This is a genomic window from Acinetobacter sp. GN11 (assembly GCF_054823985.1).
This window is the reverse complement of the sequence record NZ_JRVL01000027.1, coordinates 37,905-54,750: the sequence shown is the minus strand read 5'-3', so window position 1 is coordinate 54,750 and position 16,846 is coordinate 37,905. Positions and strand designations below refer to the sequence as shown.

The 16,846-nt window shown below is 40.5% G+C and carries 13 protein-coding genes; 12 read left to right on the top strand and 1 reads right to left on the bottom strand.

The window, feature by feature from the left end; translation table 11 throughout:
- The first annotated feature begins 142 nt into the window (after positions 1-142).
- The 12 genes from NL42_RS03495 (at position 143) to NL42_RS03440 (ending at position 15,420) form a co-directional block, all read left to right on the top strand.
- Complete coding sequence (locus NL42_RS03495; RefSeq protein WP_461311765.1) at positions 143-484, top strand: hypothetical protein; 342 nt, start codon at positions 143-145, stop codon at positions 482-484.
- Between the two features lie 11 nt (positions 485-495).
- On the top strand, positions 496-3,042 hold the full coding sequence (nirB, locus tag NL42_RS03490; RefSeq protein WP_461311764.1) for a nitrite reductase large subunit NirB: 2,547 nt from the start codon (positions 496-498) through the stop codon (positions 3,040-3,042).
- A gap of 14 nt (positions 3,043-3,056) precedes the next feature.
- Entirely contained in the window at positions 3,057-4,679 is a 1,623-nt protein-coding gene (gene nirD, locus NL42_RS03485) for a nitrite reductase small subunit NirD (protein ID WP_461311763.1), read from the top strand.
- A gap of 18 nt (positions 4,680-4,697) precedes the next feature.
- Entirely contained in the window at positions 4,698-7,478 is a 2,781-nt protein-coding gene (locus NL42_RS03480) for a molybdopterin-dependent oxidoreductase (protein WP_461311762.1), read from the top strand.
- Positions 7,475-8,104, top strand: a complete 630-nt coding sequence (gene mobA / locus NL42_RS03475) for a molybdenum cofactor guanylyltransferase (RefSeq protein WP_461311761.1) — start codon at positions 7,475-7,477, stop codon at positions 8,102-8,104. The genes NL42_RS03480 and mobA overlap by 4 nt, the downstream gene beginning before the upstream one ends.
- A 149-nt stretch (positions 8,105-8,253) precedes the next feature.
- The gene (locus NL42_RS03470; RefSeq protein WP_461311760.1) at positions 8,254-10,527 is read left to right on the top strand and encodes a molybdopterin-dependent oxidoreductase; all 2,274 of its coding nucleotides are present in this window, start codon (positions 8,254-8,256) and stop codon (positions 10,525-10,527) included.
- Between the two features lie 227 nt (positions 10,528-10,754).
- The gene (moaA, locus tag NL42_RS03465) at positions 10,755-11,795 is read left to right on the top strand and encodes a GTP 3',8-cyclase MoaA (protein WP_461311759.1); all 1,041 of its coding nucleotides are present in this window, start codon (positions 10,755-10,757) and stop codon (positions 11,793-11,795) included.
- Positions 11,796-12,050, top strand: a complete 255-nt coding sequence (locus tag NL42_RS03460) for a hypothetical protein (protein WP_017392204.1) — start codon at positions 11,796-11,798, stop codon at positions 12,048-12,050.
- A 3-nt stretch (positions 12,051-12,053) separates the two neighbouring features.
- Positions 12,054-12,539 (top strand): molybdenum cofactor biosynthesis protein MoaE, encoded by a 486-nt coding sequence (locus NL42_RS03455; RefSeq protein WP_005306326.1) that lies wholly within the window; start codon positions 12,054-12,056, stop codon positions 12,537-12,539.
- A 23-nt stretch (positions 12,540-12,562) separates the two neighbouring features.
- Positions 12,563-13,486, top strand: a complete 924-nt coding sequence (gene moaCB / locus NL42_RS03450; RefSeq protein WP_133973013.1) for a bifunctional molybdenum cofactor biosynthesis protein MoaC/MoaB — start codon at positions 12,563-12,565, stop codon at positions 13,484-13,486.
- A complete protein-coding gene (locus NL42_RS03445) occupies positions 13,486-14,721 on the top strand; it encodes a molybdopterin molybdotransferase MoeA (RefSeq protein ID WP_461311758.1) in 1,236 nt (411 codons plus the stop codon). Before moaCB ends, NL42_RS03445 begins: the two co-directional genes overlap by 1 nt.
- A gap of 216 nt (positions 14,722-14,937) precedes the next feature.
- Positions 14,938-15,420 (top strand): helix-turn-helix domain-containing protein, encoded by a 483-nt coding sequence (locus NL42_RS03440; protein WP_336170168.1) that lies wholly within the window; start codon positions 14,938-14,940, stop codon positions 15,418-15,420.
- A 16-nt stretch (positions 15,421-15,436) separates the two neighbouring features.
- Here the strand turns inward: NL42_RS03440 and NL42_RS03435 are convergent, their stop codons facing one another.
- A complete protein-coding gene (locus NL42_RS03435; RefSeq protein WP_461311757.1) occupies positions 15,437-16,828 on the bottom strand; it encodes an aminotransferase-like domain-containing protein in 1,392 nt (463 codons plus the stop codon).
- Positions 16,829-16,846: the final 18 nt, after the last annotated feature.

The following is a 16,846-nucleotide window of genomic DNA, read 5'->3' as shown; positions in this document are numbered from 1 at the left end:
TTTATTTACCTATTGAAAACTTATATCTATATGAAATTAAATATAAAAGTATTATTGGATTAAATTTTTTTAAATATTGGCATGTAAAGTGCTTACTTAATTACAGGTCGAAGACGACCATGAGTTTTAAAGACGGCCAACGATGTCCGTTCTGATCGAGTTTGTGAGTGCAACCGTACACACAAAGAAGTTACGTTCAGTCGGAGTGAAGGTCATGTCTTTATTTTTATTGCATAAAAAAGTTACATCTGAATTATTTAAATTTTCAGTTCCAGCGATGCGAGCCTTCTCTAAGAGGGGGCTCGCTTTTTTTATTTCTTTTTATGACTTTGCTGTGCATTGGGCGTCGTCAACGAGTGAAAAAAATTGGTTTCAAGCAGCTACATGCTTCGTGATGTTGATTCGCTTCTCGGTAGAGCACAAAGCAAAAGAACAACGTCTATTTGAGAACGCAATAACGCAGCTTAAAAGCAACGTGATTTGAGGAGAAACACTATGAAATTGGTAATGATTGGTCATGGTATGGTGGGCCACAAATTCATCGAAGCCATTTTAGAAAAAGCAGATGATGAACTGGAAATCACTATCCTCGCGGAAGAACCTCGTATCGCGTATGACCGCGTACATTTGACTGAATATTTTTCGGGGAAATCGGCAAAAGATTTATCTTTAGCTCGTTTTGACTTTGCTGATGCTCATGGCATAGACCTGCGTTTAAATACAAAAGCAACTGCAATTGATACTGCTGCACAAACAATAACAACCAATCATGGCGATGTGATTAGCTATGACAAATTGGTGTTGGCAACAGGTTCGTATGCATTCGTTCCTCCAATTTCGGGTAATGACCGTGAAAACTGCTTTGTTTACCGTACCATTGAAGACTTAGATGCCATCCGTGCAGCGAGCTTGAACGCTAAAACTGGTGTGGTTATTGGTGGTGGTTTGCTTGGTCTTGAAGCAGCTAAAGCATTACGTGACCTAGATTTGGAAACACACGTTGTTGAGTTTGCTCCACGTTTGATGGCAGTTCAAATTGATGACTTGGGTGGTAAAGTTTTACGTCGCAAAATTGAAGATCTTGGCGTAAAAGTTCATACACAAAAAGCGACTCAATGTATCGAAAGTGGTGACAGTACAACTCATGTGATGAAGTTTGCTGATGGTAGTGAACTTGAAGCAGATATCATTTTATTCTCGGCAGGCATTCGCCCACGTGATGAGTTAGCATGTAATAGTGGTCTGGCGATTGGTGAGCGTGGCGGTATCGTGATTAATGATTACTGTCAAACCTCAGATAGCAATATTTACGCAATTGGTGAATGTGCGCTTTGGCAAAACAAAATCTATGGTTTAGTTGCACCGGGCTATGACATGGCGCGTATTGCAGCAAAACATATTTCAGATGAAGAGTGTAACTGCTTCGCTGGCGCGGACATGAGTACCAAGTTGAAATTAATGGGTGTGGACGTTGCCTCTGTTGGTGATGCACATGCCATGACTCCAGGTGCATTAAGCTACTTCTATGCAGATGAACATGCGCTGGTCTATAAAAAGATTGTTGTAAATGCGGACAAAACCAAATTGCTTGGCGCAGTTTTGGTGGGCGATGCCACAGAATACAGCGACCTTTTACAAATGATGCTCAATGGTCTGGCTTTACCAGAAGTTCCTGAAAGTTTGATTATGCCGGGCTTTGAACAGTCGGCAGGAAAATCTGGTGGTAGCGGTGTGGATTTGCTGCCTGACAGTGCGACTATTTGTTCATGTAACAACGTATCAAAAGCAGACATCTGCCAGGCAATTAGTGATGGTTCGACTTCTTTAGGTGCATTAAAGAAATGCACCAAAGCAGCAACTGCATGTGGTGGTTGTGCACCATTAGTGACTCAAGTCTTAAAGTCAGAATTACAACGTCAAGGTGTGACTGTAAATAATCACATCTGTGAACACTTTCCGTACTCCCGTCAAGAGCTACATCACTTGGTTCGTGTCAATGAAATCAAAACTTTTGATGACTTGATTCACCAACACGGACATGGTTTGGGTTGTGATATCTGTAAACCGACTGCGGCAAATATCTTGGCTTCTTGCTGGAACGATTTTGTACTCGAGCCAAGCCATGCTGGTTTACAAGACAGTAATGACTACTACTTGGGTAACATCCAAAAAGATGGTTCTTACTCGGTTGTACCGCGTATGGCTGGCGGTGAAGTGACTCCAGATGGTTTGATTGCTATTGGTCAAATCGCGAAGAAATATAACCTGTACACCAAAATTACTGGTGGTCAACGCGTTGACATGTTCGGTGCGCAAGTTCATGAGCTTCCATTCATTTGGGAAGAATTGAATGCTGCTGGTTTCGAGTCTGGTCATGCATACGGTAAGTCTTTACGTACTGTGAAATCTTGTGTGGGTAGTACATGGTGCCGTTACGGTGTAGACAACTCAGTTGGTTTAGCTATCGAGCTTGAAAATCGCTACAAGGGTTTACGTTCACCACATAAATTAAAAATGGCAGTGTCTGGTTGTACGCGTGAGTGTGCGGAAGCACAAGGTAAAGACGTGGGTATTATCGCGACTGAAAAAGGTTGGAACCTTTATGTTTGTGGTAACGGTGGTATGAAGCCGCGTCATGCAGAATTGCTCGCATCTGACCTCGATAAAGCAACATTGATTCGTTATATCGACCGTTTCTATATGTTCTACATCCAAACCGCAGATCGTTTACAACGTACTAGTGTATGGCGTGACAACATGGAAGGTGGATTGGACTACCTTAAATCTATAGTTGTTGATGACTCTCTTGGTTTGGCTGCTGAACTTGAGCGCCGTATGGAACATATCATTGGAACATACCAAGACGAATGGCGTACTGCGGTAGAAAATCCTGAAGTTCGTAAACGCTTCCAAACTTATATCAATGCAAGTGCGAGTGAACAGGCCGATCCACACATTCAATTTACGACTGAACGCGGTCAAATCCGCCCATTATCAGATGTCGAGCGTTCAGAAGACCGTATTCCAATGGTTGAAGCATAAGCAGGAGAATTTCTATGAATATTGTACAAGACAAAAATATGCTTCCTGATGATCAATGGATTGATGTGTGTGCACTAGATGATTTAACCCCAAATACTGGCGCTGGTGCGCTAGTAAGTGATCAAGCGGTAGCAATCTTCCGAGTTGGACATGAAAAACGCGTTTATGTGTTAAGCAATAAAGATCCGTTTAGCCAAGCAAATGTGATGAGCCGCGGCATTATTGGTGATTTACAAGGTGAGCGTGTAATTGCGTCACCAATTTATAAACAACATTTTAGTTTAGCAACAGGTCGTTGTTTAGAAGATAAAAATCAAAAGCTTTTAGTTTATCCGAGCAAAATTGTTGATGGTCGTGTTTTGATCAATCCTGTGCCACAAAAAACTTATATTACCAATACGGGTGTCTCTCAAGACAAACTCAAACTGGTCCTGATTGGTAATGGTTTAGCGGGTATGCGTTGCCTAGAAGATTTACTTGATATGGCACCAGATCGTTATGAAGTCACGGTGATTGGTGAAGAACCTTGGGGTAACTACAACCGTATTATGTTATCTCCGGTTTTATCTGGTGAAAAAACCATTGAAGACATTATGCTGCACCCACCGAAATGGTATAGCGACAAAGGCATCAAATTTATTGCAGGCGACAAAGCTGTAAAAATTGATCGCCCACGTAAAGTGGTTTACACCGAAAAGGAACAAACAGTTGATTATGACCGTTTGATCTTGGCAACTGGTTCGGCGCCATTTATTCCGCCAGTTCAAGGTGTCGATTTAAAAGGCGTTTTAACTTTTCGTGATATTTATGACGTTAACACCATGATTGAGTACTGCGGTTCAAAAACCAGTGCAGTAGTGATTGGTGGTGGCTTACTTGGTTTGGAAGCAGCTTACGGTTTAAAGCAACGCGGTATGAACGTGACAGTATTGCATTTGATGGACCGTATTATGGAGCGTCAACTCGACGGCCGTGCAAGTCAGTTACTTCGTCATAGTATTGAGCAAAAAGGCATTCATATTATTACTGAAGCCAATACAGAAGCATTGGTAGGTGATGAAAATGGTCATGTAAAACAGATTCGACTAAAAGACGGTACTGTTTTAGATGCTGACCTTGTCGTGTTCGCCGTGGGTATTCGTCCAAATATTAGCTTGGCGCAAAGTGCCGGTTTACGTTGTAACCGTGGTGTTTTGGTCAATGACACCATGCAAACCTTTGACCCAAGTATTTACGCGGTTGGTGAGTGTATTGAACACCGTGGTCAAACCTTTGGTTTGGTTGAGCCATTATGGGGTCAAGCATTTATTTGCGCGACACATTTGGCAGAACACGGCAGCTTAACTTTTAAAGCACCGACCATACCGACTCAGTTAAAAGTCAGTGGTGTCGATGTATTCTCTGCGGGCAATTTTGAGCCGAAAGATGATTATGAAGACATTATCCTGAACGATGAAAAACGCCAGATTTATAAACGTATTATTATCCAAAGTGATCGGGTAATCGGTGCAGTACTGTTCGGTGATACTGAAGATGGCATGTGGTATGCAGAGTTAATTGCAGACCAAACACCTGTTTCTTCATTTAGAAATAAACTGCTATTTGGTCGAGATTTTGCATTAAAAAATGCAGGCTAAATAGGGAAAGGAGCAGTTATGAATAGTATCCCAAGCGTTGAAATCGATAGCTCCGATCATGTTGCAAAAACAATCAAAACAACATGTCCATATTGTGGGGTGGGTTGCGGTGTTAGTGTAAACGTTCAACAAAAACCTCAAGGACCTTTGGTACAAGTGGAGGGCGATGCTGAGCATCCCTCCAACTTTGGACGCTTATGTATTAAAGGTAGCCGTCTTGCGGATACTTTGGGGTTAGAAACACGTGTTCTACAACCAATGATGGGGCGCAAAGCTGATCGGGTGGTAACGACATGGGATGCAGCAATCAATAAAATTGCCGATAAATTTCAGTCATGTATCGACAAATATGGCCGTGACAGCATCGCCTTTTATGTTTCAGGTCAGCTTTTGACTGAAGACTATTATGTGGTGAATAAGTTTGTAAAAGGTTATTTGGGTACTGCAAATATCGACACCAATTCACGACTTTGTATGTCATCTGCGGTTGCGGGCCATAAACGTAGCTTTGGTGAAGATATTGTCCCTGCAAGTTATGAAGATTTTGAACATGCAGACATGGTGGTATTGGTCGGTTCTAATACCGCATGGTGTCATCCTGTGCTTTATCAACGGATCATGCAGGCTAAAAGCCAAAATCCAGATATGTTTGTGGTGGTGATTGATCCACGGTTTACCAGTACTTGTGAGCAAGCGGATTTACATTTACCGATTTTACCGGGCCAAGATGTGGCTTTATTTAATGGCTTATTTCAATATCTATATCAAAATAGCTATGCCGATCAGGCCTTTGTAGATGCCTATACCGAAGGTTTGCAAGAAGTTTTGGCAAGCAGTCAGCCAGAAACTGATATCGAATATGTAGCAAAGCGTACGGGAATTGCACTCGATAAATTACAGCAATTCTTTGAGAAATTTGCACAGACTGAAAAAGTCATCACCCTATTTTCAATGGGGGTGAATCAATCGAGTCAGGGCGTAAATAAAGCCAATAGCATTATTAACTGCCATTTACTAACAGGCAAAATTGGTAAGCTCGGTGCCGCTCCATTTTCAATGACAGGACAACCTAATGCGATGGGTGGACGAGAAGTCGGTGGCTTAGCCAATATGCTAGCGGCGCATATGGACTTAGATAATCCATTACATCAAAAAGTCGTGCAAACCTTTTGGGATAGCCCATTTATTGCTAATCAAGCGGGTTTAAAAGCAGTTGATTTGTTCCGTGCTGTTGAATCAGGAAAAATTAAAGCCATCTGGATTATGGCAACTAATCCTGTTGTGAGTTTGCCTGATGCAGACCAAGTCAAACGTGCATTAGAAAAATGCGAGCTGGTCGTGGTGTCAGATATTTGTGCAGATACCGATACGACAGCATATGCTGATGTTTTGCTTCCAGCTTTAGGGTGGGGCGAAAAAGATGGAACCGTTACTAACTCTGAGCGCCGTATTTCACGTCAGCGCGCATTTTTACCTGCGCCGGGTGAAGCAAAAGCAGACTGGTGGGCGGTGAGTCAAGTCGCGAAAAAATTAGGCTTCAATGGTTTTGACTTCACTAGTGCTGTTGATATTTTCAATGAGCATGCAGCTTTATCTGCACAAGATAATACAGACATAAATGCTCGTGAAGACAGTAATAATTTCCGTTATTTCAATCTAAAAGGATTAATGGAACTGAGTAATGATGAGTATGATGCTCTGCAACCAATTCAATGGCCAGTGTGGAATAAAAACCAAAACGCTAAAGCCGTTCAGCAACTGTTTGGGAAAGGGCAGTTTAGTCATAAAAATGCCAAGGCAAAACTGATTCCAACGGTCGCAATTGATCCAGTTCATGCGGTTTCAGAAGACTATCCACTCATTTTAAACACAGGCCGTATTCGTGATCAGTGGCATACCATGACCCGTACTGGCTTGTCAGCAAACTTAACTAGTCACCGTGCAGAACCATTCTGTGAGATTCATCCGAGCGATGCGCTAAAGTTTGGTGTGCGTGATCAAGGTTTGGTTGAAGTTCGTTCAAAGTGGGGCAGTTGTGTATTGCGTGTGACATTCTCATCGGGTGTACGTCGTGGGCAAATTTTTGCACCCATTCACTGGACTGAACAAGTTGCTTCCGATGCCCGCATTGGTAAAGTGGTTAACCCAGAAGTTGATGCAATTTCAGGCGAGCCTGAGTTTAAACATACGCCTGTCACCATTCAGCCGTTCTATACCACTTGGCAAGGGGTGCTCTATGTTCGTGAAGGATATGATTCGCATATCCAACAATCGCTACATCACTGTGCATGGTGGACTAAGGTCAAAATGGTTAAAACCAACCGTTATGAACTTGCAGACCGCCAAACTTTTCATGATACTCAAAAGAACCTGAAAAATTTCTTGCCATTTGCCGATGAAACTTTTGAATGGTTAAGTATTGAAGATATCTCTTCACAACTGAGCCATAACGTTATTTTGAAAGATGGCATTGTAATTGCAAGCTTATATATTGCACCGCCAGATTTATTGCCAGACCGTGATTGGGTGGCTAGTCTGTTTAAACGCGAACGTTTAAGTGCCTTACACCGCAAAGCTTTGCTAGCAGGTATGCCGATGTCGGCTACTAATAATGATGGGCCTTTAGTGTGTAGTTGTTTTAAAGTAGGTAAGAATAAAATTATTGAAGCTATAAAAACACAAAACATTACCCATGAAAAACAGGTCACTGCTTGTCTAAAAGCAGGTGGAAACTGTGGTTCATGTTTACCTGAAATCCGTGGCTTGATTAAAGCTTGCCAACAGGAGGTGGAAGTGTGAATAAGGGATATCCCGTAACTGATCTGGTCATTCTAGCGGGTGGACAAGCCCGCCGTATGAACGGTTTAAATAAGCTGTTGCAGCAATTTGATGGTGAACCCCAACTTCTTAAAATTCATCAGAAATTAAAGTCATCGGTATCTGAACTTTGGGTCAATAGTCATCGCGACTATTCGATCTATCAGAGTATTGTGCCAGATATTAAATATTTTCAAGATGATGCTTCTGGCTTTCTCGGCCCACTGATGGGTATGAAAAGCGCATGGTCAAATGTAGAAGCAGACTATGTTTTGTTTATTCCTTGTGATGTGACCTATATACCAACGCAAGTCGTTGCGAAATTGCATAGTGCACTTCGGAAAAACAAACAAGCTCAAGCAGCTTATGTGTCAATTAATGGAGATGCCTTGTATCCATTTTGCTTGTTAAAGCGTGAAAGCCTAATCACGATAACAGAGCAAATTGAAAAACAACGATTAAGTTTGAAAGAGTGCTTTAAGCTTTTACATGCACAAGTCGCCATATTTCAAAAACAGAATCTTTTTTTTCATAGCATTAATTCATTGGATGAGCTTCAGCAATACAAACAAATCAATGCCTTTAAAGAGATATTTACAGCAAGTTAAAAAACTAGACTTTATTCATTTAGACATTAGATTGATGCCCTAAACAAATTTTAAATGATGTGTTCTTGACTATTTATTATATAAGTTCTATTTTGGAACTTAATATTTCGTTGCATTGAAATGTATAAAAATAAAGGGAGTCAAAGGGCATGGTTGAAGCGCTGAAGCAAAATAAAACAGATGTGACCGCATGTATTTTATGTTCTAGAAACTGTGGTTTAAGTGTCGAAATTAAAGATAATCAGTTTCTCAAAATTAAAGGTGATCCCGAACATCCATTTTCTCAAGGCTACATTTGCCAAAAAGCTGCCAGATTACAACACTATCAGCAACACGCAGACCGTTTGACCACACCTTTAAAACGCCAACCAGATGGCTCATTTCAAGAAGTGAGTTGGGATGTTGCCATACAAGAAATTGCCGATCGATTAGTACATATTAGAGATAGTTTTGGTGGGACGGCTTTTGCTTCTGTTGGGGGAGGTGGTCAAGGCAATCATCTCGGTGCAGCATATGGCCGACAACTTTTGCTGGCCATGAAAAGTTATTATGCTTACAACTCTCTTGCTCAAGAAAAAACGGGTGATTTTTGGCTCAATGGGCGTTTGTTTGGTAGTCAAGCCTGCCATACGACAGAAGATATTGAATACGCCGACTATGTACTTTTCATTGGAACAAATCCTTTTCAGGCACATGGCATTCCCAACGCGCGAGATACGCTAAAACATATTAAGAAAGATCCGAACCGAACTATGGTGGTGTTTGACCCACGTGTTACCGAAACAGCCAAACAAGCAGATATTCATGTGCAATTAAAACCCGGAACTGATGCTTTTTTAATGTCGGCGATGATTGCGATCATTATTAAAGAAAAGCTTTATGATGCAGCGTTTATTGAGCAGCACACGCAAGGTTTTGAAGAAGTAAAAACAGCATTTAGCCGTGTGCCGATTGAAGACTATATTGCCAAAGCAGATGTTCCAGTTGACTTGATTTACCAAGTGGTTCGAGCTTTTGCCAAAGCTAAAAGAGGCTGCGTGCGGATTGATTTAGGTATTCAACATACTTTAAATACGACATTAAATGGATATTTAGAAAAACTACTGTACTTAGTGACTGGAAACTTTGGAAAGCAGGGTACCAATAATTTACATACCATGTTTATTCCGATCTTAAGCGATACAGATGAAAGAAAGCCGAAATATAGACGGAGTGTTTACCATAAAATGTTCCCAATTTCTGGGTTCTTCCCGCCTAATATTTTACCCGATGAAATCTTAAAAGCAGGGGAAAAGCGAATTCGTGCTGTGTTTGTAGATAGCTGTAATCCGTTATTAACTTATCCTGATACACCAGCTTATCAGGAAGCATTTAAAGCATTAGATTTGTTGGTTGTGGTCGATGTGGCCATGACGGAAACTGCTAGGCTTGCGGACTATATTTTGCCAGCGCATACCCAGTTTGAAAAATGGGAATTTACTGGTTTTAATCTTGAGTTTCCTAAAAATGGTTTTCACCTGCGTCATCCTGTATTGACCGCTCAAGCGAATACTTTGCCAGAGGCAGAAATTTATACACGATTACTTGAAGCCATGCAGGTGATTCCAAAACGCTTTCCAATTTTAGAAAAAATAGCTTCAGTCGACTCGAAAAAAACAGCCTATTTACCTTACTTGTCGGCATTAGGGCTTACTTTTGCACGAAATAAAAAATATATCCCTTTTGCAGCCTCAATTCTCTATCGCACTTTAGGTAAACAGTTAGAAAAATCAGCTGGTTCAGTTGCTTTTTTATTGCCGCTGTCGATTCAATATGCTGTCTTACACACCAAAGCGGTACGCCGTGCGGGTTACAAAGGTAATCCTTTAACTTTAGGCGTTCGGTTATTTGAACAAATTTTAAAGCAACGTTCAGGTGTCGTGTTATCACAACATGAATATGACGAAATCTGGAAACTGGTTGCTTATAAAGACAAGAAAATACGTCTTGCTATTCCAGAGATGTTAACTGAGCTAGCAAATTTAAAAAATCATCAGGTTAATGCTGAAGAATTTCCATTCATACTTTTATCAGGTGAGCGACGTAGTTATAACGCCAATCAAATTTATCGTGATCCAGCTTGGCGAAAAGTAGATGCTGAAGGGGCTTTACGAATTCATCCTGAAGATGCAAAGCACCTAAATGTTGATGCAGGAGGTCAGCTTAAATGTATTTCACAACATGGAGAAATTCAGGTTACTGTAGATTTTGATGAGGGAATGCGAAAAGGTGTAGTTTCACTTCCACATGGTTATGGCATGCGCTTTCAAGGTGGTGAACCCATTGGACCACAATTAAATCGACTGATTTCCGCTGAACATTGTGATCCATTATCTAAAACGCCGTACCATAAATATGTACCCATTCGCTTAGAAAAGTGCTAGAAATAATGTAAGGCAAATAAGAGATTAATGCTGCACCAACTTTATACAGTTTTAAAATTACAGTGAAGTGGTGCAGCCAAAGGCCTATCAAAAAACCGAAGAAGTTATGGATGATAAATAGAATTGGAACAAATTTTGCATAAAAATCAGAGCACTATTGAAGAGCAATTTTCTATTTTAATTGCCCAGAAAAAGTGCCAGCAATATTTGAACTGTTCTCGACATGAGTGCAAAAGATGAAACAATATCACTCTGAAAATACGCCATCTGTTCTACAAGACCAATATGGGCGTATCAAGCGAAAGTTACGAATTTCGGTAACCGATCGCTGTAATTTTAAGTGTGTATATTGCATGCCTGAACATCCTGAATGGTTAAATAAACAAGACTTGCTTAGTTTTGAGGCGCTCTTTCAGTTTTGCCGTTTTATGGTGCAACAAGGTATTGAAAGCATCCGTATTACAGGCGGCGAACCATTAATGCGTCAAGGCATTGTCCATTTCATTCGTGATTTACAAGCTTTAAAAGCATTAGGTCTAAAACGCATTTCAATGACCACCAATGGACATTATCTTGCTAAATACGCTAAGCAGTTAAAAGATGCTGGTCTAGATGATTTAAATATTAGTTTAGATAGCTTGGATCCTATTCAATTTAAAGAACTCACCAAGAAAAAATTAGAACCAGTTCTTGAAGGTATTCAAGCTGCAAAAGATGCAGGACTACCTTTTAAGATAAACTGCGTGTTAATGAAAGATAAAAATGACGATCAAATCCTACCTATGGTGAGGTGGTCAATCGCCAATCATATTCCGCTACGTTTTATCGAGTTTATGCCGCTTGATGGTGATGCACTCTGGTCAAATAAAGATGTGGTGAGTGAAGCTGAAATTTTACAGGTGTTGCAACCGCATTATTCGGTACAAGTCATCGAGCAGCAGCATGAGCCAGCGCGTCAATATCTGCTTAATAATAGCTATGCTCTAGGCATCATTTCGACCATTACTCACTCATTTTGCCACCAATGTGACCGCATACGACTTACCGCAAAAGGTGAGCTATATAACTGTCTCTTTGCTCAGCAGGGTTTAAATATTAAGCCGCAGCTTCAATCATTATTGCGTGCACGTACGACAGCTGATCATGCAATGTATATTCAACAGTTAACAGATATGGTTATGCCATATATTTGGCACAAAGCTAAAGGCTTTCATGCCTTACAACATCAACAAACCCGTAAAATCAGTATGCATATGCTTGGGGGATAAATGCAGCAATCTATCCAAATTAAAATCGAAGCGTTTGGCGCAATTGAAAAATTGCTTCCTCAAAACCTTTCGTTGGTTTGTCCCAACCATATTTTGGTTAAAAATGTATTAGATGAAATTGTTTCATTACATCCAGAATGTACACAAGCCATGGAAAAATGTGCATGTGCGATTGGCGATAATGTCATAACGAGACAATCTGCTTTAAGTGAGCCATGTACTTTGGTTTTATTGTCACCAGTTGCAGGAGGGTGAGCCATGCGAGATTTTGCACGTATACAAGAGCAGGCTTTAAGCCTTGATACCTTTGATCCTATTGAATCATTTCCTGAATGCGGTGGAATTGATATTTTTATGGGTACGGTTCGTAACCATCATGAAGGTAAAGCTGTTAAAGCACTGAAATATACCTCGTATAAACCGCTTTCTGAAAAAATGATACGTGAAATTGAACTGGAAATTGAGAAAAAGTATCAGGTATCTTATGTGCGAGTGGTTCATCGGATTGGATATCTAGATGTTGGTGAAACAGCAATCATTGCAATTGCTTATGCAGCCCATCGCCGTGAAGCTTTTCAAGCATGTGAAGAAGCGGTTGAGCGAGTAAAACATGAAGTACCTGTGTTTAAAGAAGAGTTCTTTACAGATGGTACAAGTCACTATGTAGAAGGTTGTTGTATTCGCAAAGATGCACCTCAAGAACACAAACATCACCATCATGCCGGCCATGAACACTCACACTGAAATAAGCAAGACTAGGATAAATAATGAAAAACGTAGGAATGAAGCCGGAAAGTTATCGTGTTGCCGAAGCACAAGCAATTTTATATGCACCACCGCACTGTATTGAATTATTAAGACAAGGAAATACTGAAAAAGGGGATGCATTAAAAACCGCACGTGTTGCAGGAATTTTAGCAGCAAAACGAACTGATGAGCTGATTCCTTTGTGTCATCCACTGCCGATCTATCGTGCAGATGTTGAATATGAATTAGAACATGATTTTGTAAAGATTATTACGGTGGTCGAAACCATTGGTCCAACTGGCGTAGAAATGGAAGCCTTAACGGCTGCAAGTCTTGCAGGTTTAACCATTTACGACATGTTAAAACCACATTGTGAACCAGAAGAGCTCTGGATGGATCAATGTAAATTGCTTAAGAAAAAAGGTGGAAAATCACACTTTAAGCGCGTTCTTCGTCAGCCTGTTTCGGCTGCTGTTATTGTGTTGTCCGATACCGTCGCAGCTGGTAGAAAGCCAGATACTGCCGGAAAATCTGTGGTTGAAACTTTAACCGAGGCAGGATTCGATCCGATTCATTATCAGATTTTGCCCGATGAAGCTGAAACTCTAAAGGATTTAGTGCTTGAGTTGAGCAAATCATATGCTTGCATTATGACCGTTGGTGGTACGGGAATTGGTAAGCGAGATATTACGGTTGATACGCTAGAGCCACTTCTTGAGCGTAAGCTAGATGGCTTAATGGAAGCTGCGCGTTCATTTGGGCAAAAACGCACGCCATATGCTGCAATGTCGCGTGGAGTAGCTGGTTTTATCGACCGTTCTTTAGTGGTGACTTTACCGGGAAGCCGTGGTGGAGCAAGCGAATCAATGGCTGCTATTTTACCTGCCTTAGTCCATATTTTTGATGTTTGCCGTGATTTACCACATCCGGGAGGCTATGAATAATGTCAGGTTGTGGTGCAGAACGTGGGTTGATTAGCGTAGATGAAGCAATTGAGCTGATTAATAACCGACCTAAAAAATTAGGCTCAATTCAGCAAATTCTTCAAAATAGCCTAAGTAGATATCTTGCTAAAGAAATTTATTCAGAAATCAATTTGCCAAGCTTCTCTCAGAGTGCTGTAGATGGTTACGCACTTTGTAGCCACGCAGAAGATTTAAATAATCAAAAGTTTCAGGTTACTGGCGAGATTCGTGCTGGAAGCGAAAGTCATGACATTCTGAGTGAAGGACAGGCAATTCGTATATTTACTGGTGGCAAAATTCCTGAAGGCACAACGTATGTTGCGAGGCAAGAAATAGTAGAGGTCGTTTCAGTACAAGAAATTTGTTTAACAGAACATATACGCCCTCAAGCTGATATCCGTTTTACGGGTGAAGAAATCAAAAACGGACAGTTGCTTGCCCAAGTTGGACAGTTTTTAAATATTGGAAGCTTAGCTGCTTTAAGTATGGCGGGTGTACAAACGGTTGATGTTTATCGTGCACCGAAAGTCGCTGTTTTAGTCACGGGTGATGAAGTTGCCGAAAAAGCAGAAGATCTTGCAGAAGGCAAAATTTTTGATGCAAATGGTCCATTACTAAAAGCTTGGTTTGAAGATTACGGTCTAGAGATTGAACTCATTCATGTGGCAGATGAGGCGGCGCAAGTCACGCATTACTTTAATCAGTTAAAAGACAGTTATGATGTCATCATAACCACAGGCGGAGTGTCCGTAGGTGATTATGACTTTGTTCGCCCATGCGCTTTTGAGGCTGGCTTTGAACAGATCTTTTGGAAAGTAAAACAGAAGCCGGGTAAACCACTCTTTTTTGCTGAATATTCTCACACGGAAAAAGATCAGTGTTGTTATTTGCTGGGGTTACCGGGTAATCCCGCTGCGGTCTATGTATCAATGCAAGTCTACGGTAAAGCATTGCTCGACACTTTGCAGGGAAATCAAGCAGGGCCGGAGTGGTTTAGTGCAATTTTAGATCATGATTTAAAAGAAGATGCGCGTGAACGTTTTCTAAGAATGCATGCTTATTTTGACAATGGACAACTTAAAGTTAAAAGTCTGACAAAACAGCAATCACACATGCTCAGTAATTTAATGCAGGCCAATTGTCTGGTGCGAATTCCAGCAAGTGTGAAACTAGAAGCAGGTCATATTTTGAAGGGCGTATTCATCTCAAATTAATGATGAGTAATAATAGATATAACTCACTATACAATTGGGTGAGTTATATTTGTTAAGTGAATTTATATAATAGCTTTCTATTTTTTATAATAAAAATTCTTTTATAAAGTTGATAAGAAGTTATTTTTATAATGAATCTTGCATAAATCGTGGTAAGTGGTTTAGGGTATAAACAATAGGGCCGTTAGGCTAGGAAATATCGAGGAATGCATAAAGATGAAATGGGATGACATCGGTGATCAACCTTGTTCGGTTGCTCGTATGCTATCAGTGATTGGCGATCGATGGACGATGCTAATATTACGTAATGCTTTTATGGGAATACGCCGTTTTGACGATTTTCAAAAATCATTAGGTGTAACTCGTCATGTCCTTTCAGATCGTTTAAAGCGTTTGGTTGAATATGAAATTTTAGCTAAAGCTCCTTATTTTGATCGTCAAGAACGCTTTGAATATCGCCTCACTGATAAGGGTTTTGAGCTTTATCCAATTATTTTGTCTATGGCGAATTGGGCAGATAAATGGATGGACCAAGGTTTAGGCAAACCTTTAGAGTATCGTCATAAAACTTGTGGCCATAAGTTCGAACCAGTCATGGTATGTTCGGTTTGCCATGAACCTTTACATGCCAAACAAGTGCAAGTCTCGGCTGGGCCGGGCTATTTTGCATTTATTGAACAAAAACAGAAACAAGCTTAATTTTTCTCGCTATACATTATAGAGACTCTTGTTGAATCGCATCAGCTAGAGTCTTATAAATGTGGTCATGATTTGACTGTGTTACATTAAAACGTATGAATTGACCAGCATTGGGAGCTTGGCTAAACGCATTTCCTGGTGCAAGAATAACTTGATGATTAATACAATATTTTGCAATTTTTGAAGCTTCAACACCTTCTGGCAAATGACACCAAACAAAAATTCCAGCTTGAGGCTTAATCCATGGCTTTATGCCTAAAGGTTCTAGTTTGGTAATGGTATCGTGCATTGCTTTTGTTAAACGAACTTTTAGTAATTCTAAGTGCTTGCGATAAGAACCATCCGTTAAAGCAGTAAGCAAAACTTCTGCAGACACGCCATTGTGAGAAAAGCTTGTGGCAATTTTTAGGTCAGTGAGCTGATCAATCCATTCTGGCTTTGCAATGATATAACCACAGCGAATAGAGGCTGATAAGGTTTTAGAAAAACTTCCAATAAAGATGACGCGTGAAAGATTATCCAAAGCAGCAAGCCGGGGAGCCGCGTTATATTCAAAATCTGAAAAAATATCATCTTCAACGACAATCAAATTAGATTGCTCAATAAGCTTTAATAATTGATGCGCCGTAGAAAGAGAAAGTACTGCACCAGTTGGATTGTGAATTCCTGAGTTGGTGATATAAAGACGTGGATTATAAGTCTCAATTGCTTCTTTAAATGCTTTTAAATCTGGGCCTGTAGCTGTGTAAGGCACTCCAACCACTTTAACTTGATGAACTTTAAGTAATGCATGAAAGTTAAAGTAGCAAGGGTCGTCAATCAGAACGACATCATCAGGCTTTAGTAAAAACCGGAAAACTAAATCAATCGCTTGAGTTCCTGAGTCTGTTAAAAGCACCTGATTAAGGTTTGCATCTATTCCTTTTGATTGGGCACGTCTTGCTAATAAATCACGTAAAGCTGGTAATCCTAACGGAGTTGAATAACCCATTAAACAAGCGTCTGAACTTTTTGCAGCTGCCCTTAATCCTCTACGAATACTGTCTAATGGCATCCAGTCATCGGGTAACCAACCACAGCCAGGCTTAAACACGTCTGCTTTTGCTTCCAAAGACTGACGAGAAATCCATAGAGGGTCTACTGATCGTTCTAACTGAGGGCTTAATTCACTTAAAGCTAAAGGTGCGAGAGGGCCGACAATATAAAACCCAGATCCAGTTCTTGATTCGATTTTGCCTAAAGCAATTAATCTTTCATACGCTTCTACAACTGTTGAGACTGAAAATTCCAGATTATTTGCTAATTTACGAACAGAAGGTAAGCGTGCTCCGGGCATTAAAGATCGATTTTTTATTTGTTGCTCAATCTCTGAAATAACAATTTCAATTTTTGTTTTGCTCTGGTTCACGGGCTTAAAATCTCAACT